This window comes from Stenotrophomonas sp. 85239_Sma (genome assembly GCF_056481725.1).
The window spans coordinates 213,484-237,729 of sequence record NZ_CM151163.1 but is presented as its reverse complement, the minus strand read 5'-3'; the positions used below and the strand labels follow the sequence as shown (position 1 = coordinate 237,729).

Annotated in this window: 19 protein-coding genes; 7 read left to right on the top strand and 12 right to left on the bottom strand. The window is 67.9% G+C overall.

Translation table 11 applies throughout. The annotated features are described in order from the left end of the window. Window positions 1-309: 309 nt before the first annotated feature. Together zapE and ACYKG1_RS01035 are read right to left on the bottom strand one after the other, a co-directional pair. Complete coding sequence (gene zapE, locus ACYKG1_RS01040) at window positions 310-1,410, bottom strand: cell division protein ZapE (protein WP_008267934.1); 1,101 nt, start codon at window positions 1,408-1,410, stop codon at window positions 310-312. Next, on the bottom strand, window positions 1,407-2,078 hold the full coding sequence (locus ACYKG1_RS01035) for an alpha/beta hydrolase (RefSeq protein WP_100474956.1): 672 nt from the start codon (window positions 2,076-2,078) through the stop codon (window positions 1,407-1,409). Before ACYKG1_RS01035 ends, zapE begins: the two co-directional genes overlap by 4 nt. Before the next feature lie 43 nt (window positions 2,079-2,121). Here ACYKG1_RS01035 and ACYKG1_RS01030 point away from each other — a divergent pair, with 43 nt between their 5' ends. Further along, complete coding sequence (locus ACYKG1_RS01030) at window positions 2,122-2,979, top strand: EamA family transporter (RefSeq protein ID WP_478471537.1); 858 nt, start codon at window positions 2,122-2,124, stop codon at window positions 2,977-2,979. A gap of 300 nt (window positions 2,980-3,279) precedes the next feature. On the opposite strand, the gene ACYKG1_RS01025 is transcribed toward ACYKG1_RS01030, so the two are convergent. The 3 genes from ACYKG1_RS01025 to ACYKG1_RS01015 all read right to left on the bottom strand — a co-directional run bounded on the left by ACYKG1_RS01025 (window position 3,280) and on the right by ACYKG1_RS01015 (window position 6,195). Continuing rightward, a complete protein-coding gene (locus tag ACYKG1_RS01025) occupies window positions 3,280-4,725 on the bottom strand; it encodes an ExeM/NucH family extracellular endonuclease (protein ID WP_478471536.1) in 1,446 nt (481 codons plus the stop codon). A 138-nt stretch (window positions 4,726-4,863) separates the two neighbouring features. Beyond that, on the bottom strand, window positions 4,864-5,382 hold the full coding sequence (locus tag ACYKG1_RS01020; protein ID WP_005407662.1) for a c-type cytochrome: 519 nt from the start codon (window positions 5,380-5,382) through the stop codon (window positions 4,864-4,866). Window positions 5,383-5,577: 195 nt separating this feature from the next. Beyond that, window positions 5,578-6,195 carry a TetR/AcrR family transcriptional regulator gene (locus ACYKG1_RS01015; protein ID WP_262084016.1) on the bottom strand — a complete coding sequence of 206 codons (618 nt, stop codon included), beginning with the start codon at window positions 6,193-6,195 and terminating at the stop codon, window positions 5,578-5,580. A 159-nt stretch (window positions 6,196-6,354) separates the two neighbouring features. On the opposite strand from ACYKG1_RS01015, the gene ACYKG1_RS01010 reads away from it, so the two are divergent. Genes ACYKG1_RS01010 through ACYKG1_RS01000 form a run of 3 tightly spaced genes read left to right on the top strand, consistent with a single transcriptional unit; the run spans window position 6,355 to window position 11,148 of the window. After that, entirely contained in the window at window positions 6,355-7,518 is a 1,164-nt protein-coding gene (locus ACYKG1_RS01010; RefSeq protein WP_478471534.1) for an isovaleryl-CoA dehydrogenase, read from the top strand. Between the two features lie 10 nt (window positions 7,519-7,528). After that, window positions 7,529-9,139 carry a carboxyl transferase domain-containing protein gene (locus tag ACYKG1_RS01005; protein WP_262084017.1) on the top strand — a complete coding sequence of 537 codons (1,611 nt, stop codon included), beginning with the start codon at window positions 7,529-7,531 and terminating at the stop codon, window positions 9,137-9,139. Between the two features lie 26 nt (window positions 9,140-9,165). Beyond that, the gene (locus ACYKG1_RS01000; RefSeq protein WP_478471532.1) at window positions 9,166-11,148 is read left to right on the top strand and encodes an acetyl/propionyl/methylcrotonyl-CoA carboxylase subunit alpha; all 1,983 of its coding nucleotides are present in this window, start codon (window positions 9,166-9,168) and stop codon (window positions 11,146-11,148) included. Between the two features lie 19 nt (window positions 11,149-11,167). Here the strand turns inward: ACYKG1_RS01000 and ACYKG1_RS00995 are convergent, their stop codons facing one another. After that, window positions 11,168-12,334: a putative peptide maturation dehydrogenase gene (locus tag ACYKG1_RS00995; RefSeq protein WP_262227457.1), complete on the bottom strand. Its 1,167-nt coding sequence runs from the start codon at window positions 12,332-12,334 to the stop codon at window positions 11,168-11,170. Between the two features lie 138 nt (window positions 12,335-12,472). On the opposite strand from ACYKG1_RS00995, the gene ACYKG1_RS00990 reads away from it, so the two are divergent. Then, entirely contained in the window at window positions 12,473-12,769 is a 297-nt protein-coding gene (locus tag ACYKG1_RS00990; RefSeq protein ID WP_478471530.1) for an NHLP-related RiPP peptide, read from the top strand. A 7-nt stretch (window positions 12,770-12,776) separates the two neighbouring features. On the opposite strand, the gene ACYKG1_RS00985 is transcribed toward ACYKG1_RS00990, so the two are convergent. From ACYKG1_RS00985 to aceB, 4 genes are all read right to left on the bottom strand, one after another. Next, on the bottom strand, window positions 12,777-15,269 hold the full coding sequence (locus tag ACYKG1_RS00985; protein ID WP_478471529.1) for a putative peptide modification system cyclase: 2,493 nt from the start codon (window positions 15,267-15,269) through the stop codon (window positions 12,777-12,779). Between the two features lie 13 nt (window positions 15,270-15,282). Continuing rightward, a complete protein-coding gene (locus ACYKG1_RS00980) occupies window positions 15,283-16,323 on the bottom strand; it encodes a GGDEF domain-containing protein (protein ID WP_478471528.1) in 1,041 nt (346 codons plus the stop codon). 420 nt (window positions 16,324-16,743) lie between these two features. Beyond that, window positions 16,744-18,045 (bottom strand): isocitrate lyase, encoded by a 1,302-nt coding sequence (gene aceA / locus ACYKG1_RS00975; protein ID WP_100474968.1) that lies wholly within the window; start codon window positions 18,043-18,045, stop codon window positions 16,744-16,746. A gap of 64 nt (window positions 18,046-18,109) precedes the next feature. Further along, window positions 18,110-19,732, bottom strand: a complete 1,623-nt coding sequence (gene aceB, locus ACYKG1_RS00970; RefSeq protein ID WP_100474969.1) for a malate synthase A — start codon at window positions 19,730-19,732, stop codon at window positions 18,110-18,112. Between the two features lie 110 nt (window positions 19,733-19,842). Between aceB and ACYKG1_RS00965 the strand changes: the two genes are divergently transcribed. Together ACYKG1_RS00965 and ACYKG1_RS00960 are read left to right on the top strand one after the other, a co-directional pair. Next, entirely contained in the window at window positions 19,843-20,811 is a 969-nt protein-coding gene (locus ACYKG1_RS00965; protein ID WP_154261933.1) for a LysR family transcriptional regulator, read from the top strand. 315 nt (window positions 20,812-21,126) lie between these two features. After that, the gene (locus ACYKG1_RS00960) at window positions 21,127-22,035 is read left to right on the top strand and encodes a LysR family transcriptional regulator (RefSeq protein ID WP_478471527.1); all 909 of its coding nucleotides are present in this window, start codon (window positions 21,127-21,129) and stop codon (window positions 22,033-22,035) included. Window positions 22,036-22,091: 56 nt separating this feature from the next. Here the strand turns inward: ACYKG1_RS00960 and ACYKG1_RS00955 are convergent, their stop codons facing one another. Further along, on the bottom strand, window positions 22,092-23,348 hold the full coding sequence (locus ACYKG1_RS00955) for an MFS transporter (protein ID WP_478471525.1): 1,257 nt from the start codon (window positions 23,346-23,348) through the stop codon (window positions 22,092-22,094). Window positions 23,349-23,471: 123 nt separating this feature from the next. Continuing rightward, entirely contained in the window at window positions 23,472-24,098 is a 627-nt protein-coding gene (gene lepB, locus ACYKG1_RS00950; RefSeq protein WP_262084024.1) for a signal peptidase I, read from the bottom strand. Window positions 24,099-24,246 lie beyond the last annotated feature (148 nt).

The following is a 24,246-nucleotide window of genomic DNA, read 5'->3' as shown; positions in this document are numbered from 1 at the left end:
TGCCGGAACGGGCTGCGCAGTCAAGCCCGAAAGCGTCATTGCGGTGGCACAACGCGCCACAGAAACGGAACAATGACAGCTTCACATGACAGTGATGAAACTGGCTAGGGACAACCCTGTGGATAGGTAGTGGGCAGCCGGTGGGAATCCGGTGGATGCAGGGATCAGCAGCCGGGCAGCGACTCGAGGCTGCATGTGTCGGCCGGGCCGGAGGAGCGGCCACAGGGAAACGCCGTCGCGCCCCCCCCCCCCCGATCACTGCGCGACCGATGCCGGCCGCTGGCCGGCAATGCACCCCCACAGAGTCCCTCACGCCCGGTGCGGGGTACCCAGGTATTCGGCGCTCTGCATTTCGATCAGGCGCGAGGCGGTGCGCTCGAACGCACCCTGCAGGCGGGTGCCGGTATACAGCTCGATCGGCGAGGTACTGGCGGTGCAGACCAGGTTGACGTGGCGGTCGTACAGTTCATCGATCAGGTTGACGAAGCGGCGCGCGGCATCTTCGTTCAGGCGATCGAAGGCGGGGATGCCGCCCAACAGCACCGTGTTGAACTCGTGCGCGATCTCGATGTAGTCCGAAGGGCCGCGCGGGCCTTCGCACAGCGCAGCGAAATCGAACCAGGCGATGCTCTTGCCACGGCCGCGCACCGGGATCTTGCGGCCCTCGATCTCGATGTTGCCGGGCTTGGCCGGCTGGCCGCCACTCAGTTCGTTCCAGCGCGTGGCCAGCCAGTCATCGCTGTCAGCGGCCAGCGGCGCGCGGTACACCGGCGAGCGGGTCAGCGCGCGCATGCGGTAATCCTCGGTGCCCTCGGCGTACAGCTCGACGCAGAAGCGCTGCAGCAGGCCGATGGCCGGCAGGAAGCTCTCGCGCTGCAGGCCGTTGAGGTACAGGTTCTCCACCGCCGTGTTGGAGGTGGTGACCAGAGTCACGCCTTCGGCAAACAGGCGCTCCAGCAGCCGTGCCAGCAGCATCGCATCGCCGATGTCGGTGACGAAGAATTCGTCCAGCACCAGCACGCGCAGGTTGCTGCGCCATTCCTGGGCGATCTTCGCCAGCGGGTCGCTCTGCCCCTGGTGCTCGCGCAGGCGCTCGTGGACGCTGCGCATGAAACGGTGGAAATGGGTGCGGTACTTCTGCTTGATCGGCAGGCCGTCGTAGAACAGGTCGACCAGGAAGGTCTTGCCACGGCCGACGCCGCCCCAGAAGTACAGGCCCTTGACCGGCTCGGGCTTCTTCCAGAACGAGGACAGGCGGTCCAGCCAGCCGTCTTCGGCGCTGTCGACCAGGCCCAGGTGGATGCGGTCCAGCTCGGCCAGCGCGGCGTGCTGGGCCGGGTCGTTCTGCCAGTCACCACGGGCAACCCCTTCCGCGTACCGCTGCGACGGGGTCAACTCGGTTGCACTCATGCCGCCGCGCCCAGCCAGTGCTTGACGCCGTGGGTCAGCGCGCCGCGCAGGTCGATCAGCTTGCGGTGGAAGAAGTGGCTGGTCTCGGGCATGCGCACCAGCTCATGCGGGACGTCCAGCGTGTCCAGCCACTGATAGACGGCCTGCGGGTCGACGATCTCGTCCTGCTCGCCCTGGATCACCAGCCAGCGGGGCGGCGGCGCGATGCCATCGAAATCCCAGCGGCCGGCCGGCGGCGCGATCGAGATCAGCGCTTCCGGCTGCAGCGCGGCAGCGGCCTTCAGCGAAACGAACGAGCCGAAGCTGAAGCCGGCCAGCCACAGGCGGTCATCGGGGCGCTGGCCGCGCACCCAGGCGGCGACGGCCTTCAGGTCATCCTGCTCGCCCACGCCGTGGTCGAACTCACCGGCCGAACCGCCGACGCTGCGGAAGTTGAAGCGCACCGTGGTGATGCCCAGCTCGCGCAGGGTGGTAGCGGTCATGGTGACCACCTTGTTGTGCAGGGTGCCGCCCTCGGTGGACAGCGGATGGCAGACGATGGCCACGATCGGTTGCGCCGGCACATCGGCCTTGGGCAGGTCGACAACCACTTCCAGCGGACCGGCCGGGCCGTCCAGTTCAAGGCAGGCAGTTTCGCCGGGGGCGACGGGGAACGAGGGCTTGTGCATGGCACCATGATACCGTCCCCCGCCCCTGCCCTGTGGCCGCCCCATGCTTTACCTGTCCCTGGCCGTGATCTGCAGCGTGCTGGTCTCGGTGTTGTTGAAGGTGGCCGCGCGCCGCCAGCTGGATGTTGCGCAGATGGTCACCTGGAACTATCTGGTGGCGGCAATGCTCACCGCCGTGGTGCTGCAGCCGCCGCTGGATGCGCTGCGCGCACCACACGCGCCATGGCTGTCACTGCTGGCGCTGGCGGTGGTGCTGCCGTCGATCTTCCTGGTGCTGGGCCGCGCGGTGGCGGTGGCCGGCATCGTCCGCAGCGACGTGGCGCAGCGGCTGTCGCTGCTGCTGTCATTGGCTGCTGCGTTCCTGTTCTTCGGCCAGACCGCGACGCCGTGGAAGCTGGCCGGTCTCGGCCTGGGCCTGCTGGCAATGGTGGCGATCAGCCTGCGCCCGCGCGGACCGGCGGTGGCGTCCTCACCCGGTGGCTGGGGTTGGCTGCTGGGCGTATGGGCCGGGTTCGCAGTGGTGGATGTGCTGCTCAAGCAGGTGGCGCTCTCCGGCACGCCCTCGATGGCAGCGGTGCTGGCCAGCTTCAGCGTGGCCTTCGTGCTGATGCTGGCGCTGCAGCTGTGGCGGCACACCAGTGGCCGCAGCCGACTGGCCTGGCGCAACCTCGGGGCCGGCGCGCTGCTGGGCCTGCTCAACGGCGGCAACATTCTTTTCTATGTACATGCGCATCAGTCGATGCCGGAGAACCCGGCCACCGTGTTCGCCGGCATGAACATCGGCGTGGTGGTATTGGGCGCGCTGGTGGGCGTGTTTGCCTTCGGCGAAGCGACCACGAAGTGGAACCGCGCCGGGCTTGCACTGGCGGTGCTGGCGATCGGGTTGATCGCCTGGGGGTGAGCATTGGTTGCGGCGGGCCATTTCCGCGCCCACGGTGGGATGTCACTTTTCTTTTCGCGCGAAAAGAAAAGTAACCAAAAGAAACGCGCCGCCAGCCGCGAGCCGGTGCTGTGCACCGGTACCCTGCGCTTCTCGGTGAACCAGGGGACGGCGCCGAACTCGCTACGCTCAGACATCGGCGCCTCTTCGCCCCTGATTCACCTGCGATGCTCGGCTCGCTTGAAGGCGGACTGGTAGATCAAAAGCAACGGCAGCATCCGTGCCTATCAAGGTCCCCCCAGAGCTGATCCCCGGCGAACCTTATTTATCGAAGCCCAGCAGCAGCGGGTCGTGGTCGGAGCTGCGCCACGGGCCCTGCACGTTGCGGCCCTGGTAGCCGCTGGCGTCCTGCTCGTCGGCGTTGCTGTGCCATTCGGCAGCACCGCGCAGGCGCTGGGCCATGCCCGGGCTCAGCAGCGCGTGGTCGAGGCGGCCGGTGTAGCCGTTGTAGACGTAGCTGTAGGGATGCTCGACCTTGGCGACCTTGAACGCGTCCTGCCAGCCCAGGTCATGCAGCGTGCGGATCGGGTCTTCCATCGCGTAGGCGTTGAAATCACCCAGCAGCACCGCGTCCTGGGCACCGGTACCGGTCGGATCGGTCTGCAGCCAGGCGTGCAGCTGCTGCGCCGAAGTCACCCGGGTAGCGTTCCAGCAGCCCTGGTTGTCGTTGCGGTCGGCATCGGCACCGCTCGCGTCGCGGCAGCCTTTCGACTTGAAGTGGTTGGCGACCACCACGAACGGCGCGCCGTGCTTGCCCTGGAAGGCCTGCGCCAGCGGTACGCGGCTGTGCTCGACGAACGGGCCGCCGGTCAGCGTGGCCGGCTGGCCGACCGGCTGCAGGCGCGTGCTGCGGTAGATGATGCCGACCCGGATCGGATTGTCGCCGGGGCCGGTGCCCGCGTCGACGAAGCGCCAGTCGCCCTGCGCGCCACGGTCGCGGTTGAGCGCGTCGACCAGTTCGGCGATGGCCGACTGCGGGCCGTAGCCGTCGTTCTCCAGCTCCATCAGCGCGGCGACATCGGCGCCCAGCGCGTTGACCGTGGTGACCAGCTTGGCCACCTGCGCCTTGTGCTCGTCCAGCGTGCGCGCGCCGCGCAGGGTCGGGAAGCCACCGCCCTGGCCATCACCGTTGAAGAAGTTCTCCAGGTTGAAGGCCGCCACGTGCAGGCTGCCCGGCACCGTCGGCACCGCCGGACGCTTCAGCTCCGGCAGCTTCAGCGCGCCTTCGACCTGCAGGCGCGGACGGCCCTGCGGATCCACGCGCACGATGCCCTCCACGTTGCGCAGCTGCATGCCGGTGCGCAGCACCGGGTTGCCCTGCAGGTAGGCCACGCTGGCCGGGTCGCGGGCATCGCTGCCATCGTCCAGCACCAGGCGGCGGCGCTGGTTGTCGGCCATCACCTGCTCGTAGCCGGCGGTGCCCGGCGCGGCCACTTCGGTCGGCTGCCAGAGGCGGCCATCGAAGGCCACGGTGAGCTGGCCGAAGCGCTCCAGGCCATCGGTACCGGCCAGGGTGAGCGGCGCGGCGATGCGCACGCGCTGGCCATCCAGCGCGCGCCAGTCAGCCGGCGCGGCGGTCAGCACCACGGTGGCGCTGCTGCGTGCGGCGGAGGGCGACGCGACCGGTGCGGCCTGCGGCTGGGCCTGGGCGAAGGCGCCGGCCGGCAGCAGCAGGGACAGGGCAAGGGCGAGGGAGCGGCGGCGCATCGACGGGCGATTCCTTGGAAGAGGGCGCACAGACTAACCCTGAAATGCGAAACCCCGCCTGCGCAGCGGGGTCATGTGGGCGATCAGGCCTTGGTGGGCAAAGCCGGGGTAGTGCCGGCCGCTGGCCGGCACCACCGGCTATTTCAAGTTGCCCAGCATCCAGTCCACGGTGGCGTGGATCTGCTCCTCGGTCAGCGCCGGGTTGCCACCCTTGGGCGGCATGATGCCGCCGTCGGGGCCGGTATAGCCCTCGATGGCGTGCTTGTAGAGGGTGTCCTTGCCCTGTGCGATGCGCTTGTCCCAGTGCGAATGGTCCAGCGTCGGTGCCATGCCCACGCCGGTGGTGTGACAGGCGGTGCACAGGTTGTCGAAGATCACCTTGCCATCCTTGGTGCCGCCGTAGGCCACCTGCGAGGCGGCCTTGGCCAGCGCAGCGGCCTTGGCGGCGGCCTGCGCGGCGGCGCCGGTGCTGCCGGCATAGACCGCGCCGGTGGGCGAGATGCGCTGTTCGGTGCGCTTGGCCGCGGTCGGCGACACCTCGGGCGGAATCCGGGTGTGGATGTAGGCGGCAAGGAGGATGAGGCCGAGGGTGATGGTCGCCAGCAGCGCGATCACCATGGAGAAGCGTTTCAGGAACTCCAGATCGTAATTCCGCACTCTTCGTTACCCCTGGCTGATAGTCGTTGGACCACGGCTGAGCGACTGCGTGATGGACCGAGTATAGAACGCGCTTTGCGTGCGACAACAGGCGTCACTGCTGGTGCGGCGCAACATTGCGGGGAATGGGGTCAGATCCCTTTTGCGATGCAAAAGGGATCTGACCCAGCAACAGAAGCCGGCCAGCGGCCGGCTCTACCGGACTACCGGGGCGCCGATCGCGCGCAGGCAGAAGCTGCAGATCGCATCCACCAGCGCGTCTTCGTCGCGGTGCGCTTCGCGGCTCGGCGCGGTCGGGCCGACCATCGCCTCGGTGAAGGCACCGACCAGGCAGGCAGCGGCCACATGTGCGTCCTGCACCGGCAGCTCACCGGCCGCCACGCCCTCTTCCACCAGCCGCAGGAACACATCGCCGAATGCGCGGCGACCGCGCATGCGCTCGGCTTCCACGTCCGGGTCGACCGGTTCGACGATGAAGGCGTGCGCCAGCCCCGGCCCGGCCAGGGCGCGGCGGACGAAGGCGGTGATCGCCAGCCGCAGGCGCTCGCTGGCCACCTCCGGCCCACTGGCGATGCGCTCCATGATCGCGACCTCGTGGGCCACGGCGGCGTTGAGCACCTCCACGAACAGTTCGGCCTTGGACGGGAAGTGGCGATAGATCAGGCCGGTGGACACCCCGGCCTGGGTCGCCACGGCGGTCACCGGGGCGTTACGCCAGCCGCCGGTGGCGACCAGCTCGCGGGTGGCCAGCAGGATCCGTTCTCGGGCGCCCGCCAGGCGTTCTTCCATCAATGCAGAGCGTTTATAGGCCATGTTCTGATTCTAGTTTCAATTTTTGAATTCGTATTCACTTCTTACCCGAACCCCGCTACGCTGGGCCCATCGCCCGTGCGGGTGGCGGTCCTGCAGACCGCCGCCCGCTCCCCCGCCGGGTGCGTCCATTTCCTGCCATCCCGCCGTGGAGCCACCACAATGCACGTGCCATCCCTGAACTTCGATCTTGGCGAAGACATCGACCTGCTGCGCCAGAGCGTGGCCCATTTTGCCGCTGCCGAGGTCGCGCCGCTGGCCGCCGAGGCCGATGCCAGCAACCAGTTCCCACTGTCCCTGTGGCCGAAGCTGGGCGAGCAGGGCCTGCTCGGCCTCACCGTGGAAGAAGAATACGGCGGCACCGGCATGGGCTATCTGGCCCACGTGGTGGCAATGGAAGAAATCTCGCGTGCCTCCGGCGGCATCGGCCTGTCCTACGGCGCGCACTCCAACCTGTGCGTGAACCAGCTGCGCAAGAACGGCAACGAAGAACAGAAGCAGCGCTTCCTGCCCGGCCTGTGCAACGGCAGCCTGGTCGGCGCGCTGGCGATGAGCGAACCGGGCGCCGGTTCGGACGTGGTGTCGATGAAGCTGCGTGCCGACAAGCGTGGCGACCGCTACGTGCTCTACGGCAACAAGATGTGGATCACCAACGGGCCGGACGCCGATGTGCTGGTGGTCTACGCCAAGACCGACATGGACGCAGGTGCCAAGGGCATCACCGCGTTCCTGGTCGAGAAGGGCATGAAGGGCTTCTCCACCGCGCAGAAGCTGGACAAGCTGGGCATGCGCTCTTCGCCCACCTGCGAGCTGGTGTTCCAGGACTGCGAGATTCCCGAAGAGAATGTGCTGGGTCAGGTCGGCGGTGGCGTGCGCGTGCTGATGTCCGGCCTGGACTACGAGCGCGTGGTGCTGTCCGGTGGCCCGCTGGGCCTGATGGCGGCGGCGATGGACGTGGTGATGCCGTACGTGCACGAGCGCCACCAGTTCGGCGAACCGATCGGCAGCTTCCAGCTGATCCAGGCCAAGATCGCCGACATGTACGTGGGCCTCGGTGCCTGCCGCGCCTATGTCTACGCCGTGGCGCGCGCCTGCGACCAGGGCCGCACCACCCGCCAGGATGCCGCCGGTGCGATCCTGTACGCCGCCGAGAAGGCCACCTGGCTGACCGGCCAGGCGATCCAGATCCTGGGTGGCAACGGCTACATCAACGAATACCCGACCGGCCGTTTGTGGCGCGACGCCAAGCTGTATGAAATCGGCGCCGGCACCTCGGAGATCCGCCGCATGCTGATCGGCCGCGAACTGTTCCAGCGCACCCTGTAAGGCCACCGCGATGACCGTCCTGAACAGCCAGCTGCAACCGGGCAGCGAAACGTTTGAAAGCAACCGCGCGGTGATGCAGGCCGTGGTCGATGACCTGCATGCCACCCTCGCCCGCACTGCGCTGGGCGGCAGCGACGCCGCGCGTGCCAAGCACACCGCACGCGGCAAGCTGCTGGTGCGTGACCGCATCGACGCCCTGCTCGACCCCGGCAGCGCCTTCCTGGAAATCGCGCCGCTGGCCGCGCATGGCATGTATGACGATGCCGTGCCCGCCGCCGGCGTGGTGGCCGGCATCGGCCGGGTGAGCGGTGTGGAATGCGTGATCGTGGCCAACGACGCCACGGTCAAGGGTGGCACCTACTACCCGATGACGGTGAAGAAGCACCTGCGCGCACAGGAGATCGCCGAACAGAACCACCTGCCGTGCATCTACCTGGTCGATTCCGGTGGCGCGTTCCTGCCACTGCAGGACGAAGTCTTCCCCGACCGCGACCATTTCGGCCGCATCTTCTACAACCAGGCCAACCTGTCGGCACAGGGCATTCCGCAGATCGCCTGCGTGATGGGCAGCTGCACCGCCGGTGGCGCCTACGTGCCGGCGATGAGCGACGAGACCGTGATCGTGCGCGAGCAGGGCACGATCTTCCTCGGCGGCCCGCCGCTGGTGAAGGCGGCCACCGGTGAAGTGGTGACGGCCGAGGAACTGGGCGGCGCCGATGTGCACACGCGCATCTCCGGCGTGGCCGATCACATGGCCGACAACGATCTGCAGGCGCTGGCACGGGTGCGCGCGATCATCGCGCAGCTGAACTGGCGCAAGCCGGAACCGGCGATGGCGGTGCAGGCCAGCGAGGAGCCACTGCTGCCGGCACACGACCTGTATGGCGTGATCCCGGCCGACACGCGCAAGCCCTACGACGTGCGCGAGGTCATCGCGCGCCTGGTCGATGGCTCGCGCTTCGACGAGTTCAAGCCGCGCTACGGTGCAACCCTGGTCACCGGCTTCGCCCATCTGAACGGCTACCCGATCGGCATCATCGCCAACAACGGCATCCTGTTCTCCGAGTCGGCACTGAAGGGTGCGCACTTCATCGAGCTGTGCACCCAGCGCAACATCCCGCTGGTGTTCCTGCAGAACATCACCGGCTTCATGGTCGGCCGCAAGTACGAACAGGGTGGCATCGCCAAGGATGGGGCCAAGCTGGTGATGGCGGTGGCCTGCGCCAAGGTGCCCAAGTTCACCGTGGTGATCGGTGGTTCGTTCGGCGCCGGCAACTACGGCATGTGCGGCCGCGCCTACTCGCCGAACTTCCTGTGGATGTGGCCGAACGCACGCATCGGCGTGATGGGCGGCGAACAGGCCGCCAGCGTGCTGGCCACGGTCAAGCGCGATGGCATCGAAGCCAAGGGTGGCCAGTGGCCGGCAGCGGAAGAGGACGCGTTCAAGGCGCCGATCCGCGACCAGTTCGAACAGCAGGGCCACCCGTACTACGCCAGCGCGCGCCTGTGGGACGACGGCGTGATCGATCCGGCCGACACCCGCCGGGTGCTGGCCCTGGCGCTGTCGGCCAGCCTCAACGCCGCCCCGCAGCAGACGCGCTTCGGCGTGTTCCGCATGTAACCCGTGCCATGACCGAGCCTGTTGCCATGTTCACCAAAGTCCTGATCGCCAACCGTGGCGAGATCGCCTGCCGCGTCATCGCCACCTGCCGTCGCCTCGGCATCGCCACCGTGGCGGTGTATTCCGATGCGGACCGCAACGCACGCCATGTGCGCCTGGCCGACGAAGCCATCCACATTGGTCCGGCCGCCGCACGTGAGAGCTACCTGCGCGCCGATGCCCTGCTCGACGCCGCACGCCTGACCGGCGCGCAGGCGATCCACCCCGGGTATGGCTTCCTGTCCGAGAACGCCGACTTCGCCGATGCCTGCGCCGCCGCCGGCATCATCTTCATCGGTCCACCGGCCAGCGCCATCCGCGCGATGGGCGACAAGAGCGCGGCCAAGGCGCTGATGGCCACGGCCGGTGTACCGCTGACGCCGGGCTACCACGGCGACCAGCAGGAACCCGCGTTCCTGCGTGCCCAGGCCGATACCATCGGCTACCCGGTGCTGATCAAGGCCAGTGCCGGCGGTGGCGGCAAGGGCATGCGCAAGGTCGAGCGCAGCGAGGACTTCGTCGATGCGCTGGCCAGCTGCCAGCGCGAAGCGGCCTCGGCGTTCGGCAACGACCACGTGCTGGTCGAGAAGTATGTCGAGCGCCCGCGCCACATCGAGATCCAGGTGTTCGGCGACAGCCACGGTGAGGCGGTGTACCTGTTCGAGCGCGACTGCTCGGTGCAGCGCCGCCACCAGAAGGTGCTGGAAGAAGCGCCGGCGCCGGGCATGAGCCCCGAACGTCGTGCCGCGATGGGCCAGGCCGCGGTGGATGCCGCGCGCGCGGTGGGCTACGTCGGTGCCGGCACGGTGGAGTTCATCGCCGGCCCGGACGGCGATTTCTACTTCATGGAAATGAACACACGCCTGCAGGTCGAGCACCCGGTCACCGAGTACATCACCGGCACCGACCTGGTGGAGTGGCAGCTGCGCGTGGCTTCGGGCCAGCCGCTGCCGCTGCGCCAGGAGCAGCTTTCGATCCACGGCCACGCCATCGAAGCGCGCCTGTACGCCGAAGATGCCGACCGTGGCTTCCTGCCCTCCACCGGCACGCTGCGCCGGCTGCGCCTGCCCACGCCGTCAGCCCATGTGCGCGTGGATACCGGCGTGGAGGAAGGCGACAGCATCACCCCGTACTACGATCCGATGATCGCCAAGCTGATCGTCTGGGACGTGGACCGCGATGCCGCGCTGCGCCGCATGAGCCAGGCGCTGGCCGACTGCCAGGTAGTGGGCGTGACCACCAATGCCGGCTTCCTGCGCCGCCTGGTGAACACCGATTCGTTCGCGCACGCCAGGCTGGATACCGCGCTGATCGAACGCGAGCACGCCGCGTTGAGTGCGGTGGGCGACACGGATGATGCCCTGTGGCAGCTGGCCGCCGTGGCCGCAGTTGCAAGCACTGCGGGCGCCAGCACCGACGCGCGCGACCCGCATTCCCCGTGGCGAGCACAGGATGGCTGGCGCCTCGGCGCGTCCGCGCCGCGCGTGTTGCCGCTGCAGCAGGGCGAACGCAAGCACATGGTGAAGGTGTGGGCGCAGGCCGATGGCTGGCGCGTGCAGTGCGATGACGCAGCACCGCTGCAGGTGATCGGCACGGCCGATGTGCACGGCCTGACGGTGCAGCGGGGCGAGCGCCGCTGGTCGCTACAGCTGCTGCGCGACGGTGACCAGCTGTACCTGTTCGGCGCCAATGGCCAGCACCGCTTCACCCTGCACGATCCGGTGAGTGAATCGGACCAGGCCGTGGCCGACGCCGGCAGCCTGCTGGCGCCGATGCCGGGCAGGATCGTCGCGACGCTGGTCGCGGCCGGCACCGAGGTCAAGCGCGGAACGCCACTGGTGGTGCTGGAAGCGATGAAGATGGAGCACACCCTGCAGGCACCGGCCGATGGCACGGTGAAGGGCTACCGCGCCAAGGCCGGCGACCAGGTGGGTGATGGTGCGGTGCTGGTGGACTTCGAAGCGGCGTGAACGCCGGGGCGACGGCCGCTCAACGGTCGTCGCCCGCCGTCACCCGACCAGCGGGATCGAATTCGGCGGTGTCCAGCGTGGCACTGCGCCAGCCCAGGCCGCAGATGGCCATCGCGCTCTGGCCGATGCCATCGAACCCGAAGGCGCGATCGACATCGGCATCGTTGATGGCTGCGGTGACGAACGCCGCCAGGCCGCGCTCGGTGGCGCACAGGTACAGCAGCTGCGAGATGTGGCCGACATCCAGTGTCACCGCACGGTGCGCCTTGGCATGGTTGCGGTACTTCCAGAAACAGCGGTCATAGCGCGGCGCCAGCACCAGCAACGCCGGCGCATCGGCGAACCACTCCTGCCCGGACAGCATCCGCCGCGCCAGCGCAGCCAGTGCCTGCGGCGGTGGCGAAGGCAACGGCAGAACGGCATGCTGCACCGGGTGGTAGTGGTACAGGCCCGGTACCAGCCCGTCCACGTTCTGCACCAGCAGGAAGCCCTCGGTGGGATGCAGGCCGCCACCGGAAGGCACGTTCTTCTTCAGGAACTCGGTATCGCGCTCGACCTTCTGCACGGCGTGGGCCATCAGCGTGCGCTGCAGCACCTGGGCCAGCAACGGCAGCGGCAGCGCGCGCTGCGGATCGAAATTGCGGCAGGTGGTGCGACGCGCAAGCAGTGCATCGAACGCGGCCTCTTCGCTGCGCGGCAGCGGCTGGTAGTCACCCTGCATGGGCTGCACCACCGGTGGTGGCGGCCCCAGGCGCTGGCGCAGCCCGGCAGCGGTGTCCAATCCCTGCCGACGCATGTCCTCCACGCTGTCCACGGCCTGCCACCGCGCGTGGCGATGGGCCAGCGCGGCCAGCGGCCACCACTGGCTGCGCCGTAGCGCCTCGTCGCGCATCTGGTGCCCCACCTCGCTCGGCGGGTCGGTCAGCAGCAGGCCCTGCTCGACCAAGCGGGCCAGCATGGCCGGGGAGGCATCGGCGGGTGGTTCGCTCCAGCGGTGCGCGCTGAGCTCGCCCAGCAGCTGGCGCTCCTCGGCATCCACCGGCAGCGGCTGGTCCAGATGGGCGGCCAGCGCCACCCAGCTGATCTGGCTGTCCATCTCGGCATGGCCGGCCAGCATCGCGCGCAGGTCCAGGGTGACCGCCTCGCGGGGCTCGAACATCAGGCTGGCGCAGCGGCGCAGTCGCATGGGTTTCCTTCCTTCTGCCGCACAACCGGCATAGCAGCAACGACCGCAGCGCGGCCAACTTTAGCGACGTGCAGCGCGCGGCCCTCAATGGCAGGCTGTCGCGGCCGATACGAGAAACTCCACCTACGGACGATCCCCATGAGCACCCATTCCCGCCTTTCCGCCGCAGACGCCAGCACCCTGCTGGACCACCTGATCGGCAACGACGAGTTCCGCAGCCACTTCACCGCGTCGCCGGCCCAGGCGCTGGCCTCGATCGGCCTGGACGCTGCCGTCGGCGAAAACGACTGCATGAAGATCGACACCCTGGCCTCGGTCGAGGAGCTTGGCCGGGTGCGTAACGCGCTGCAGGACCACCTGTCCGGGTCGGTGGCGGCCATGACCGTGGTGTTCTGCTTCGAAGCCGGCAAGGTCGGCGAGCGGATCGACGGCTGATCCGCCATCAGGGTGCGCCGGCCGTAGCTGGCGTTGCCCACGTGGAGACGTCATACACGTTCAGCGGTTGCCACACCTGCAGGGCCGTGACCTCGGCAATGGCCTGGCCGCGATGCTGGGCCAGCCACGCCTGCTGGCGGCGCGCGGCGGCTTCATCGCCCTGTGCGCGCAGCGCGAGCAGCAGCACCACGTGTGCCTGCACGGGCTCGCTCCCATCCAGCATCGGCTCGATCAGCGAGCGTGCAGCGTCGGGTCGCTGCATCTGCAGCTCATCCATGGCGCTGACGATGCGCAGCCAGCGGTCTGCGACCGGGCTGCGCAGGCTGCGCAGCAGGGGGCGCTGATCGTCCAGCCAGCGCTTGGCCAGCTCGAACTGGCCCTGGCGCTGTGCCAGGTGGACCAGCGCCAGCCACTGCAGGCCTCTGGCATTCAGCATGGGATCATCGCGCTGCTGCAGCATCGGCTGCAGCAGCGCTGCGATGGCCTGCAGTTCGGCGCGGCCAGCGCTCGAGCACAATGCCGCCACGCTGGCGTGCTGCAGGCGTTGCTGCACCTGGAGGTCGACCAGCGCCGGCGCCGGTGCATCTTCGCGTATCGCCTGCTGCATCGCCGGGCAGTCGCGCTGCGCGGCCGCCAGCAGCAGCTGCGCACGCAGCTTCATCCGCTGCTGCAGGGCATCGCTGGCATGGATCTGCGGCAACAGCTCCGCTGCCTTGGCGTACTGTCCCTGCGCCACCAGCACATCCACGCCGGTCTCATCGGCGTCATCCCGGCCGCGCAGGATCTGTGCCTGCGCCAGTGTTTCCGCGGCAAGCTGCGGCTGGTTGGCAGCGATCTGTATCCGCACCAGATGGACCAGCGGATACAGCCGCAAGGGGTCCTGCGGCACTGCGGCCGCTCGCGCATAAGGCTCGGCCTCGCTGAACTGGTTGGCCTGCAACAGGTACCAGGACGTGTTGGACAGCCCCGCGAACGAATCCGGATAGACCTTGGCCAGCGTGCGCCATTGCTCCAGCGCCCAGCCACCTGGTTCCAGCTCGGCCATCCAGGCCTTCAGGTACAGGCGCTCGCGTGGTGGCAGGCGATCCTGCAGGTCCAGCGCATGCTGCATGGCTTCGCGCGCACGCCGCCCTTCCTCGACCCGCGCATGCAGCTTGGCCACGCCCATGTAGGCCAGGGCAAAGCCAGGATCGATATCGATCGCAGCCTGGTAGAGGTTGCGTGCCTCCTCGAAGCGACGCTGGCCCAGTGCACTCTCGGCCAGGGCGAATGCACGCAGTGCGCGCAGGTCCTGGGTCGATGCCCGCGGCAACGGCAACGACTGTTCCAGGCTTGCCACCGACTCGCCCAGTCCACGCCGCAGGCGCCCGACCACATCGTCCACCGCGAACACCATCTGGTCGGATCGATCCGCGGTGGCAGTGAACGTCTGGATCACCTGCCCGCTGCCCGGCGCAGCAACATCGATGGCCAGCTCATAGCCGCCGATCTTCTGCCGCACGGTCGGCAACAGCACGGCGCGGGCGCCTTCCCTTACCGCCACGTCGACGGCGGTATCGCGGTTCAACCGGGTATCGCCCGAGAGCCGCGCCATTTCCAGGCTTTCGCGGATCTTGCCCTCCGACAGCACGTTCACGTAGCGCGACTGTTCCAGCGCGATCCGGATCGCGTGCCGCATCGAGTCATCGAAGATCGGATCGCCGGTGAGGTTGTCGACATCGCCGAGCACCACCCAGTCGCGCTCAGCGAATGCAATCGCCGGTTCCGGCCGCAGCAGCAGCCAGCCGCCCAGCACGGCCACCGCCAGCACCAGGCCTTCGGCAGCCAGGACCAGCGGCTGCCGCCACAGCGGCAGGTCGCGGCGCGCCTTGGCATTGGCGCGCGGCATGCGCAGCGGCGCCGAACCGATCTCGCCCACTTCGATCACTTCCTGAACTACCGGCACGCCCTTGAAGCGCCAGCGCCCGTGCGATTTCCACAGCAGGCGCGTGCCGCGCTCACCCAGCGCATCAGTGGCACGGCGGGTCAGCGATTCGGCCACCGCCGACAGCAGGATCTGGCCAGGGCGGGCCAGCATCATCAGGCGCGCCGCCATCGGCTTGGCCAGGCCTTCCACTTCCATCGACTTGGCACCGGCACGGACCGCCTCGGCACTGTTTTCCCAGGTCAGCACGTCACCCACGTGCAGGCCGGCACGCGCGCGCAGTTCAATGGCGCGCTGCTGACCCAGCGCGTGCAGTTCACGCTGGTAGTCCAGGGCGAAACCCAGTGCGTCGATGGTGCGCTCGAACAGCATGAACAGCCCGTCGGAGCGGTCGATCAGCTGGCCATTCCAGCGGTGCTGCAGCCCCAGCACCAGGCGGTCGTGCTCCTGGAACAGGCTCGCCGCCGCCACATCGCCGATACGCTCGACCAGCTGCAGCGAATCACACAGATCGGTGAACAGCAGGGCGCGTAGCTGTGGGCTATGCGGGGCTGACGTTCCGTTGTCGCCATTCATCGCCTGCCTCTCCCTATTGGCCGTCCGGATCATCCACCCAGCGCAGGCAGTTGCCGCCGTCGCGCTTGGCCCGGTACAGCGCCCGATCGGCGCTGGCATACCACTCGCTCCAGCCTGCCTCCGGCGCCAGCAGGCTGGCACCGATGCTCACCAGGCTGACATGCGGCGTGCCATGACTGCGCTCGAGCAGGCCATGCACCGCGCTGAGGATGAACTCGGCCGCGTGCTGCACGATCTCGTGGTTGCCACGGCGCAGGATCAGGCAGAACTCATCGCCGCCGAGCCGGCAGGCCAGGTCCTGCTCGCCGGCCATCGAGCGCAGGATGTTGCCCATGCTCTGCAGCACGCGGTCGCCGGCCTGGTGGCCGTGGCGGTCGTTGATCTGCTTGAAACGGTCGCAATCGATCAGCAGCAACGCCTGCGGTGGTCCCTCGGCATGCTCGCGGCACTCCTGCAGGTACAGGGTGAGGCCACGGCGGTTGTGCAGCCCGGTCAGTTCATCGGTACGCACCAGCTCACGGGTGTGGGTCAACTGGTGGGTGGTGATGTACAGGTTGTCCAGCGCGGTTTCCAGATCGTGGTTGCGCCGGCGCAGCTGTCTGATCAGTGCCTGTTCGTTGGTCAGCACGCGCATGATCGTGCGGCGCAGGAAGTAGGCCACCAGGCCGGGATCGGATTCGACCAGCCGATGGAAATCGGCCGGGCCCAGCTCCAGCACGTCGCAGTCGACCAGCGCGCGCGCACTGGCGCTGCGCAGGTGATCGCCGACCAGCAGGCCCAGTTCTCCGAAGAACTCATGCTGCCCGAGCGTCTTGATCACCAGGTCCTCGCCAAAGTCCAGTTCGATCTGTCCTTCGAGGATCACATACATGCGCTCGCCGCGGTGGCCCCGCTGGAACAGCCACTGTCCGGCACGGAGCTTGCATGCGCGGGCGAATCTGGCGAACAATGCCACCTCGGCATCTGACAACAGAGCGTGCACGATCTCGGCCATCGCCACCCGGGCGATACCTGTCGTCACATCACTGTTCTCGGCCGCACCCCTGCCGGTCATTCCCTGCACCCGCCGCCAGCGTCCCCTGGTGAGCCGCGGAGCATAGCACCGCTTTAAAGTGTGCGCCCTATCTCATTTTGAGCCTTCTGCCGATCTTGATTGATGTGAAGATCGGTGGTGGCCCATTCTGGCTATCGGTGTCCAGCCAAAACTCCTGCTGGATCAATCCGATGCCGGGTTTCACGGGGTTTCGGCCAGGTTGCCGGGACCGGGGTGCGCCTGATTGACGCTGCCCACCGGTTGCCCCCCTTGCATCGATACAACAACGCCGGCAGGTCCCCCGACCGGCCGGCGTTGTCTGGCCCTTCCCTGGCCACCCTGATCGGATTCCGAAGCTTCGGTAGAGCCGGCCGCTGGCCGGCAACCCCGTGGACTCCGGAAACATCGGCGGGTTGCCGGCCAGCGGCCGGCATTACCGGATCACGCAGCGCGTTCGCTGCGGCCGCCGTGGAACTGTTCTTCCTCGGTCGAGCCGGTCAGCGCGGTAGTCGACGATTGGCCCTGCTGGATCGCCTGGGTCACCGCATCGAAGTAGCCGGTGCCGACCTCGCGCTGGTGCTTGACCGCGGTGAAGCCGCGCTCGGCCGCTTCGAACTCGGCTTCCTGCAGTTCCACGAACGCGCTCATCTGCCGGCGTGCGTAGCCATGGGCCAGATTGAACATGCCGTAGTTCAAGGCGTGGAAACCGGCCAGAGTGATGAACTGGAACTTGTAGCCGTAGCTGCCCAGTTCGCGCTGGAACTTGGCAATGGTGGCGTCATCCAGGTTCTTCTTCCAGTTGAAGCTGGGCGAGCAGTTGTAGGCCAGCAGCTTGCCCGGGAACTTCGCATGGATCGCCTCGGCGAATTTCCGAGCGAATTCCAGGTCCGGCTTGCCGGTCTCGCACCACACCAGGTCGGCATAGGGCGCGTAGGCCAGGCCACGGCTGATCGCCTGGTCCAGGCCGTTGCGGGTCTTGTAGAAGCCCTCGACAGTGCGCTCGCCGGTGGTGAACGGCCGGTCGTTGCCGTCGATGTCGCTGGTCAGCAGATCCGCGGCTTCGGCATCGGTACGCGCCACCAGCAGGGTCGGCACGCCCAGCACGTCGGCAGCCAGGCGCGCGGCATTGAGCTTCTCGATCGCCTCGCGGGTCGGCACCAGCACCTTGCCGCCCATATGACCGCACTTCTTCACCGAGGCCAGCTGGTCTTCGAAGTGCACGCCAGCGGCACCGGCCTCGATCATCGCCTTCATCAGTTCGAACGCATTGAGCACGCCGCCGAAACCGGCTTCGGCATCGGCCACGATCGGCTGCAGGAAATCGATGTCGTCCTTGCCTTCGGCGTGATGCAGCTGGTCGGCGCGCAGCAGTGTGTTGTTGATGCGCTTGACCACCGCCGGCACCGAATCGGCCGGGTACAGCGACTGGTCCGGGTACATCTGGCCGGCCAGGTTGGCGTCGGCGGCCACCTGCCAACCGGACAGGTAGATCGCCTTCAGGCCAGCCTTCACCTGCTGCATGGCCTGGTTGCCGGTCAGTGCACCGAGCGCGTTGACGAACTCGCGCTCATGCAGCGACGCCCACAGCTTCTCCGCACCCAGGCGGGCCAGCGAATGCTCGATGTGGACGGTGCCGCGCAGGCGCACCACGTCGGCGGCGCTGTAGTTGCGCTGGATGCCTTCCCAACGCGGGTTGGTATCCCAGTCGTGCTGGATCTGTTCGGCAGTGGGCAGCTTGCTCATGTCTTTCTCCAGTTCGGTTCGTGCGTGCAGCGGGGAGGGAAACGGCAGGAAACGCGGGCGGCGATCAGTCGATGCGCGCGTAGGCCGGCAGGGTCAGGAAATCGGTCAGTTCGTCGTTGCGGCTCAGGTCGCCCAGCAGGGCGATGGCTTCGCCGATGCGCGCGCCACCGGGCAACGCGGCGGTATCGCCCAGCCGTGCCGGCAGCTGCGCCAGCGTGGCATCCAGCAGCGCCAGGTCGATGGCGGTGCCATCGTCCAGCTGCTGGCCCGGCGTATGCAGCCACTGCCACAGCTGGCTGCGGCTGATCTCGGCGGTGGCTGCGTCCTCCATCAGGTGGTGGATCGGCACGCAGCCGTTGCCATCCAGCCACGCCGCCAGGTAACGCACGCAGACTTCCACGTTGCCTTCGAAACCAGCGCGGGTGATGGTGCCCGGCGGCCGCGCGATCAGTTCGTCGCGGCCGACGCGCACATCCTGGCGCAGCACGCTGTGCTGGTTCGCACCGGGCATGTGTTCGTCGAAGATCGCCATCGCCACCGGAATCAGCGCCGGGTGCGCGACCCAGGTGCCGTCGTGGCCGGCGCTCACTTCGCGCAGCTTGTCGGCGCGCACGCGGGCCATCGCCTGTTCGTTGGCAGCGGCATCGTTGTTGATGGGAATCTGCGCGGCCATGCCGCCCATCGCATGCGCACCACGGCGATGGCAGGTCTGGATCAGCAGCTCCGAATACGCCTTCAGGAACGGCTGGGTCATGGTCACCTGGCCGCGCTCGGGCAACACGCGATCTGCGTGGCGGCGGAAGGTCTTCAGGTACGAGAAGATGTAGTCCCAGCGCCCGCAGTTCAGGCCGACGATGCGGTCACGCAGCGCGTGCAGGATCTCGTCCATCTCGAACACCGCCGGCAGCGTTTCGATCAGCACGGTCACCTTGATCTGGCCGTGCGGCAGGCCGAGCATGCCTTCGATGTGCGACAGCGCGGTTTCCCACAGCGCCGCCTCTTCCATGCTCTGCAGCTTGGGCAGGTAGAAATACGGGCCGCGATCCTTCGCCTGCAGGGTGCGGGCGTTGTGGAAGGCGAACACCGCCGCGTCGAACAGGCCGCCGGCGATGAACTGACCATCGATGCGCACGTGCTTCTCGTCCAGGTGCCAGCCACGCGGGCGCACGATCAGCACCGCCTGCTCGTCGTACGGGCGCAGGGCGTAGTGCTTTCCATTGGGTGCGGTGTATTGAAGATCGCCACGCACCGCGGCGGCCAGCGACTGCTGCCCGGCCAGCAGGTTGCGCCAGGTCGGCGAGGTCGAATCCTCGAAGTCGGCCATGAACACCTTGGCACCGGAGTTCAGCGCGTTGATGACCATCTTCGGATCGGTCGGGCCGGTGATCTCGACGCGGCGGTCCTGCAGCGCGGCGGGCAGCGGGGCAACACGCCAGTCGCCGCTACGGATCGCGGCGGTGTCCGTGCGGAAGTCCGGCAGGCCGCCCTGGTCGAAGAACGCCTGGCGCTCGCGGCGCGCCTGCAGCCGTGCCTGCCGGCCCGGTTCCACCGCACGGTGCAGCGACACCAGCAGGGCCAGCAGCGGTGCCGGCAGCAGGGTGTCCTGGCCGGCCACGCGGGTCGCCAGGGCGATGCCGGGGGTGGCCTTGCTGGCAGGGGTGGGAACAGCGGAAGCGACGGCGGACATGGGGCAACTCCAGCGGTGGGGGAACGTCTCCACGGTGCCGCCGGGGCCGAGTATTTGGCAAAACAGTTTTTGCAATGTTCTACATAAATTGTGCTAATACTTGTGACGCGATGACCACACGCCCCCCTCCAAGCCCCCGTTTTTCCTACAAATCCGACCGGCTGAAGCCACTGCGCGCGTTCTGCCAGACGGTGCGCCTTGGCTCGGTCTCACGGGCGGCTGAGGCACTTTTCGTCAGCCAGCCGGCGATCAGCCTGCAGTTGCAGGCGCTGGAGCGGGAGCTGGGGGTGCCGTTGTTCGAGCGCAGCGGGCGCCGCCTGGTGCCCAGCCGCGAGGGCCAGCTGCTGTACGAAATGGCACAGCCGCTGGTGGAGAACCTGGACGGGCTGGAGGCACGATTCCGCGACAAGGTGCGCGGCCTGGACGCGGGCGAGCTGAACATCGCCGCCAACAGTTCGACCATCCTGTACCTGCTGCCGAAGATCGTCGAACGCTTCCGCCAGCACCACCCGGACGTGCGCCTGACCCTGCACAACGCGATCAGCGCCGATGGCACCGACCTGCTGCGCGAGGACGCCGCCGACCTGGCAATCGGTTCGATGACCGATGTGCCGGCCGACCTCAGCTACGCCCCGGCCTACCGCTTCGAGCAGGTGCTGATCGCGCCGCACGACCATCCGCTGGCCAGCGGCGGCGAGCTGGAGCTGGCCGACATCGCGCGCTATCCGCTGGTGCTGCCACCGAAGCGGCAGATCACCTACCGCCTGGTCGACCAGGTGTTCCAGCGCCACCGCATCGCCTACACCGTGGCCCTGGAAGTGGGCGGCTGGGAGGTGATCAAGCAGTACGTGGCGATGGGTATGGGCATTTCCATCGTGCCGGCGCTGTGCCTGAACGAGGCCGATCGCGAGCGGTTGGCGGCGCGGTCGATGAAGCGCTGGTTCCCCGAACGCAGTTACGGGGTGATCGTGCGGCGTGGCAAGGCGTTGTCGGCGCAGGCGCGGGCGTTCATCGAGCTGATCCAGCCGGAGTTGTTCAGTCCGCGCGATTACGACCAGAGCGGGCATTCCGAGCGATGAGCTGTGCCGGCAGGGCTGCGCCCTGCACCTGCCGAAGCCGAAGCAACGGCAACGGCGACAGCGGGCATTCCGTGGGATGGCGGGGTGGGTCCGGCTACGGGGGACGCCGTGAATCCGTCCATGGAGGCTCGGTCGCGCCATCCATGGCGCTCACGCCCCCGCAACCGGACCCACCCCGCCTTCGACAGTTTCCCGCTGCTGTCGGTGCCAGCTGCTGTTGGTGGGTGCCGACCGTTGGTCGGCACGGGGTCGGATCCCGTTGCTACGCAACGGGCTCTGACCCCATTCCCGGCTGACGATGAATAAACTGGCGCCATGTCCATCGAACTCCGCCACCTGCGCTACTTCCTCGCCGTTGCCGATACGCTGCACTTCGGCCAGGCGGCGGAGCGGCTGGGCATGTCGCAGCCCCCACTCAGCCAGCAGATCCGCCAGCTGGAAGACCTGATCGGGGCGCGCCTGTTCGTGCGCAGCCATCGTCGTGTGCAGCTGACGCCTGCCGGTGAGCTGCTGCAGGAACGTGCACGCGCCATCGTGCAGCAGGTGGAAACGGCGGTGGACGAGGTGCAGCGCGCGCAGCGGGGCGAGCGGGGTGAGCTGCGTATCGGCCTGACCCGGGCCACGCCGCTGTCACCGCAGATTCCGCGTTCGATCCTGCGCTACCGCCAGCAGTACCCGCAGGTGCGCCTGCAGCTGAGCGAGATGAACACCCTGCAGCAGATCGATGCGCTGCTCGATGGCAGTCTGGACGTGGGCATCATCCGCAAGCGCGCATTGCCGCCGGAGCTGGTGGCGCACAGCCTGTTCGTCGACCCGCTGGCACTGATCGTGCATGCCGACCACCCTGCCCTGCGCAGACTAACGGCGCAGGACACACTGTCGCTGCGCGACTTCGCGCAGGAACCGTTCGTGGCGTTCCGGCGCAGCGCCGGTGCGGGCATCCATGACCACATGATCGCGTTGTGCGCGGCGGCGGGCTTCACTCCCCGCATCGTGCAGGAGGCCGGTGAAGCCTCGACCCTGATCAGCCTGGCCGCCGCCGGGCTCGGTGCAGCGATCCTGCCTTCCTCGTGCGACCACATCCGCGTGGAAGGCGCACGCTTCGTGGCCCTCGCCGATGCCGGCGCGCATTCGGAAGTACAGCTGGCGTGGCACCGCGAGGGCGTCACGCCGCTGATCCGCAACTTCGCCGGGCTGCTGCGCGAAGCGTTCGCCGAAGGGTAAGCCTGCAATCCACCCGGTAGTGCCGTCCGCTGGCCGGCACTACCGTACGCGTTGGATCACGCCGTTACCGGCTGCGGGGCGCGCTGCTGCAGCGCCCAGACGATGCCACCGCCGATCAGCGTCAACACGGCGGCGAACAGGCACACGCCCAGCCAGTCCCACGCGGCATAGGCCAGGCCACCGACACCACCGAGCACACTTGAACCCAGGTAGTAGGCGAACAGGTATAGCGCCGAGGCTTCGGCACGCATCGTGCCGGCGCGGCTGCCAACCCAGCTGCTGGCCACCGAATGGCCGCCGAAGAAGCCGAACGTGACCAGCGCGATACCCAGCGCCATCGTGCTCAGCCACGGCAGCGCCAACAGCGCGATGCCGGCGCCGATCAACGCAAACGAGATCGACAGGATGCGGCCGCGGCCGTATCGCGTCGCCTGCTGCCCCATCCACGCCGAGCTGAAGGTGCCGACCAGGTACACGCTGAAGATCAGGCCGACCACGGTCTGGCTGAGGTGGTAGGGCGGGGCCAGCAGGTGGTAGCCCAGGTAGTTGTAGAGGGTGACGAACACGCCCATCAGCACGAACGAGGTGGCGAACAGCCACGGCAGGCCCGGGTCGGCAAACAGCGTGCGCCAGCGCGATGGCAACTGGCGCAGGCCCCCGCGACGCGCCTGGAAATGACGCGACGGCGGCAGTTGCAGCCACAACAGCACGGTACTGGCGATGGCAATGATCGAGACCACGCCGATGCCCCAACGCCAGCCCCAATGGTCGGCGATGATGCCGGCCAGCAGGCGCCCGCTCATGCCACCGATGGCGTTGCCGCCAATGTACAGGCCCATCGCCAGGCCCAGCGCGCGGCTGTCCATTTCCTCGACCAGGTAGGTCATCGCCACTGCCGGCACGCCGCTCAACGCCAGGCCGAGCAGGGTGCGCAGCACCAGCAGTGTGGTCCACTCATCCACCAGCGCCGTGCTCAGCGACAGCATGGCCGAGGCCAGCAGCGCAGCGATCATCAACGGACGGCGGCCGACCGCATCGGACAGCAGGCCGGCCAGCAGCATTGCCACCGCCAGTGTGCCGGTGGTCAGCGACAACGACATCGCGCTGCCGGCAGCAGAAACGCCGAAGTGACGGCTGAACTCGGGCAGCAGCGGCTGCACGGTGTACAGCAGGCCGAAGGTGGAAAAGCCGGCCAGGAACAACGCCAGCGCGGTGCGGCGGAAGGCCGGCGTGCCCTGCTGGATGCGGGTCTCGGTGCTGGAATCGACAGTGTCGGGGCGGCGTTCGACGGCCGCCGCAGTTTCGCCAGTCATGGGATCGAGGGGCCGGTGGGGCGGCCGGGCGTGGGAGGGAACGGGCCTCAGACTAGGCCCGTCGATCCAGTCGATCCATAACCTGATAGGTCAGGATTGATACACAAGAAGTATCAATTCAGCTTACAGGCGCTGCCACTCGAAACCGTCGCCACGGCGGTAATAGACCGCCACCGCGCGGCCGTAGATCTTGTCGGCATCCACGAAACCGAAGAAGCGGCCATCGAAGCTGTTGCCGCGGTGGTCACCCAGCACCAGCACCTTGCCGGCCGGCACCACCAGATCGGCGATGTCCGGACCGCCGCCCACGTCCAGGTCAAGGCGGGCACGGCGCTCACCGAAGGCTTCCACGTCCTGCAGGCCGGCGATCTGCAGCGGCTGGCCGTTGATGCTCAGATGGCCCTCGCGCATCTGCACTTGGTCACCCGCCACCGCAGCCACCCGCTTGATCAGGCGGGTGCCGTCGGCCGGCGAATCGAATACCGCCACTTCGCCACGCTGCGGCGTGCCGGTGGACATCAGTTCCTTGCCGGTGAACGGCAGGCGCAGGCCGTAGGCACGCATGTCCACCACCACCCGGTCGCCGGGCTGCAGGGTCGGCTGCATGGAGCCACTCGGCACCACGTAGTGGTTGGCGAGGGTATCGCGGGCGGCGGCAAGCAGGCCGAGCATCACCAGCAGCGGCAATGCTTCCTTCTTCAGCCAGACCAGCGCGCGTTCGGAAAACGGAGGACGAGCAACAGCTTCCATGACAAGGCTCCGGACAGGTGGTAGCGCCATCAGACCATACACAGGCAGCGGAGGTTCCCGCAACGCACCTGCAGCCCATGCTCGGCTGCTTTCGGTCGCGCTACAGGAGCAGGCATATCGAAGCATTACGCAGCTTTTACGCCCGCCG

Coding starts and splice junctions, on each gene's coding strand:
- ACYKG1_RS01025 (WP_478471536.1), bottom strand. CDS start 4,725: ATGCGCCGCCGCTCCCTCGCCCTTGCCCTGTCCCTGCTGCTGCCGGCC.
- ACYKG1_RS00980 (WP_478471528.1), bottom strand. CDS start 16,323: ATGACCGGCAGGGGTGCGGCCGAGAACAGTGATGTGACGACAGGTATC.
- ACYKG1_RS00960 (WP_478471527.1), top strand. CDS start 21,127: ATGTCCATCGAACTCCGCCACCTGCGCTACTTCCTCGCCGTTGCCGAT.
- ACYKG1_RS01015 (WP_262084016.1), bottom strand. CDS start 6,195: ATGGCCTATAAACGCTCTGCATTGATGGAAGAACGCCTGGCGGGCGCC.
- ACYKG1_RS00990 (WP_478471530.1), top strand. CDS start 12,473: ATGAGCACCCATTCCCGCCTTTCCGCCGCAGACGCCAGCACCCTGCTG.
- lepB (WP_262084024.1), bottom strand. CDS start 24,098: ATGGAAGCTGTTGCTCGTCCTCCGTTTTCCGAACGCGCGCTGGTCTGG.
- aceB (WP_100474969.1), bottom strand. CDS start 19,732: ATGTCCGCCGTCGCTTCCGCTGTTCCCACCCCTGCCAGCAAGGCCACC.
- ACYKG1_RS01010 (WP_478471534.1), top strand. CDS start 6,355: ATGCACGTGCCATCCCTGAACTTCGATCTTGGCGAAGACATCGACCTG.
- ACYKG1_RS01000 (WP_478471532.1), top strand. CDS start 9,166: ATGTTCACCAAAGTCCTGATCGCCAACCGTGGCGAGATCGCCTGCCGC.
- ACYKG1_RS00985 (WP_478471529.1), bottom strand. CDS start 15,269: ATGAATGGCGACAACGGAACGTCAGCCCCGCATAGCCCACAGCTACGC.
- ACYKG1_RS01035 (WP_100474956.1), bottom strand. CDS start 2,078: ATGCACAAGCCCTCGTTCCCCGTCGCCCCCGGCGAAACTGCCTGCCTT.
- aceA (WP_100474968.1), bottom strand. CDS start 18,045: ATGAGCAAGCTGCCCACTGCCGAACAGATCCAGCACGACTGGGATACC.
- ACYKG1_RS01005 (WP_262084017.1), top strand. CDS start 7,529: ATGACCGTCCTGAACAGCCAGCTGCAACCGGGCAGCGAAACGTTTGAA.
- zapE (WP_008267934.1), bottom strand. CDS start 1,410: ATGAGTGCAACCGAGTTGACCCCGTCGCAGCGGTACGCGGAAGGGGTT.
- ACYKG1_RS00995 (WP_262227457.1), bottom strand. CDS start 12,334: ATGCGACTGCGCCGCTGCGCCAGCCTGATGTTCGAGCCCCGCGAGGCG.
- ACYKG1_RS00955 (WP_478471525.1), bottom strand. CDS start 23,348: ATGACTGGCGAAACTGCGGCGGCCGTCGAACGCCGCCCCGACACTGTC.
- ACYKG1_RS01030 (WP_478471537.1), top strand. CDS start 2,122: ATGCTTTACCTGTCCCTGGCCGTGATCTGCAGCGTGCTGGTCTCGGTG.
- ACYKG1_RS00965 (WP_154261933.1), top strand. CDS start 19,843: ATGACCACACGCCCCCCTCCAAGCCCCCGTTTTTCCTACAAATCCGAC.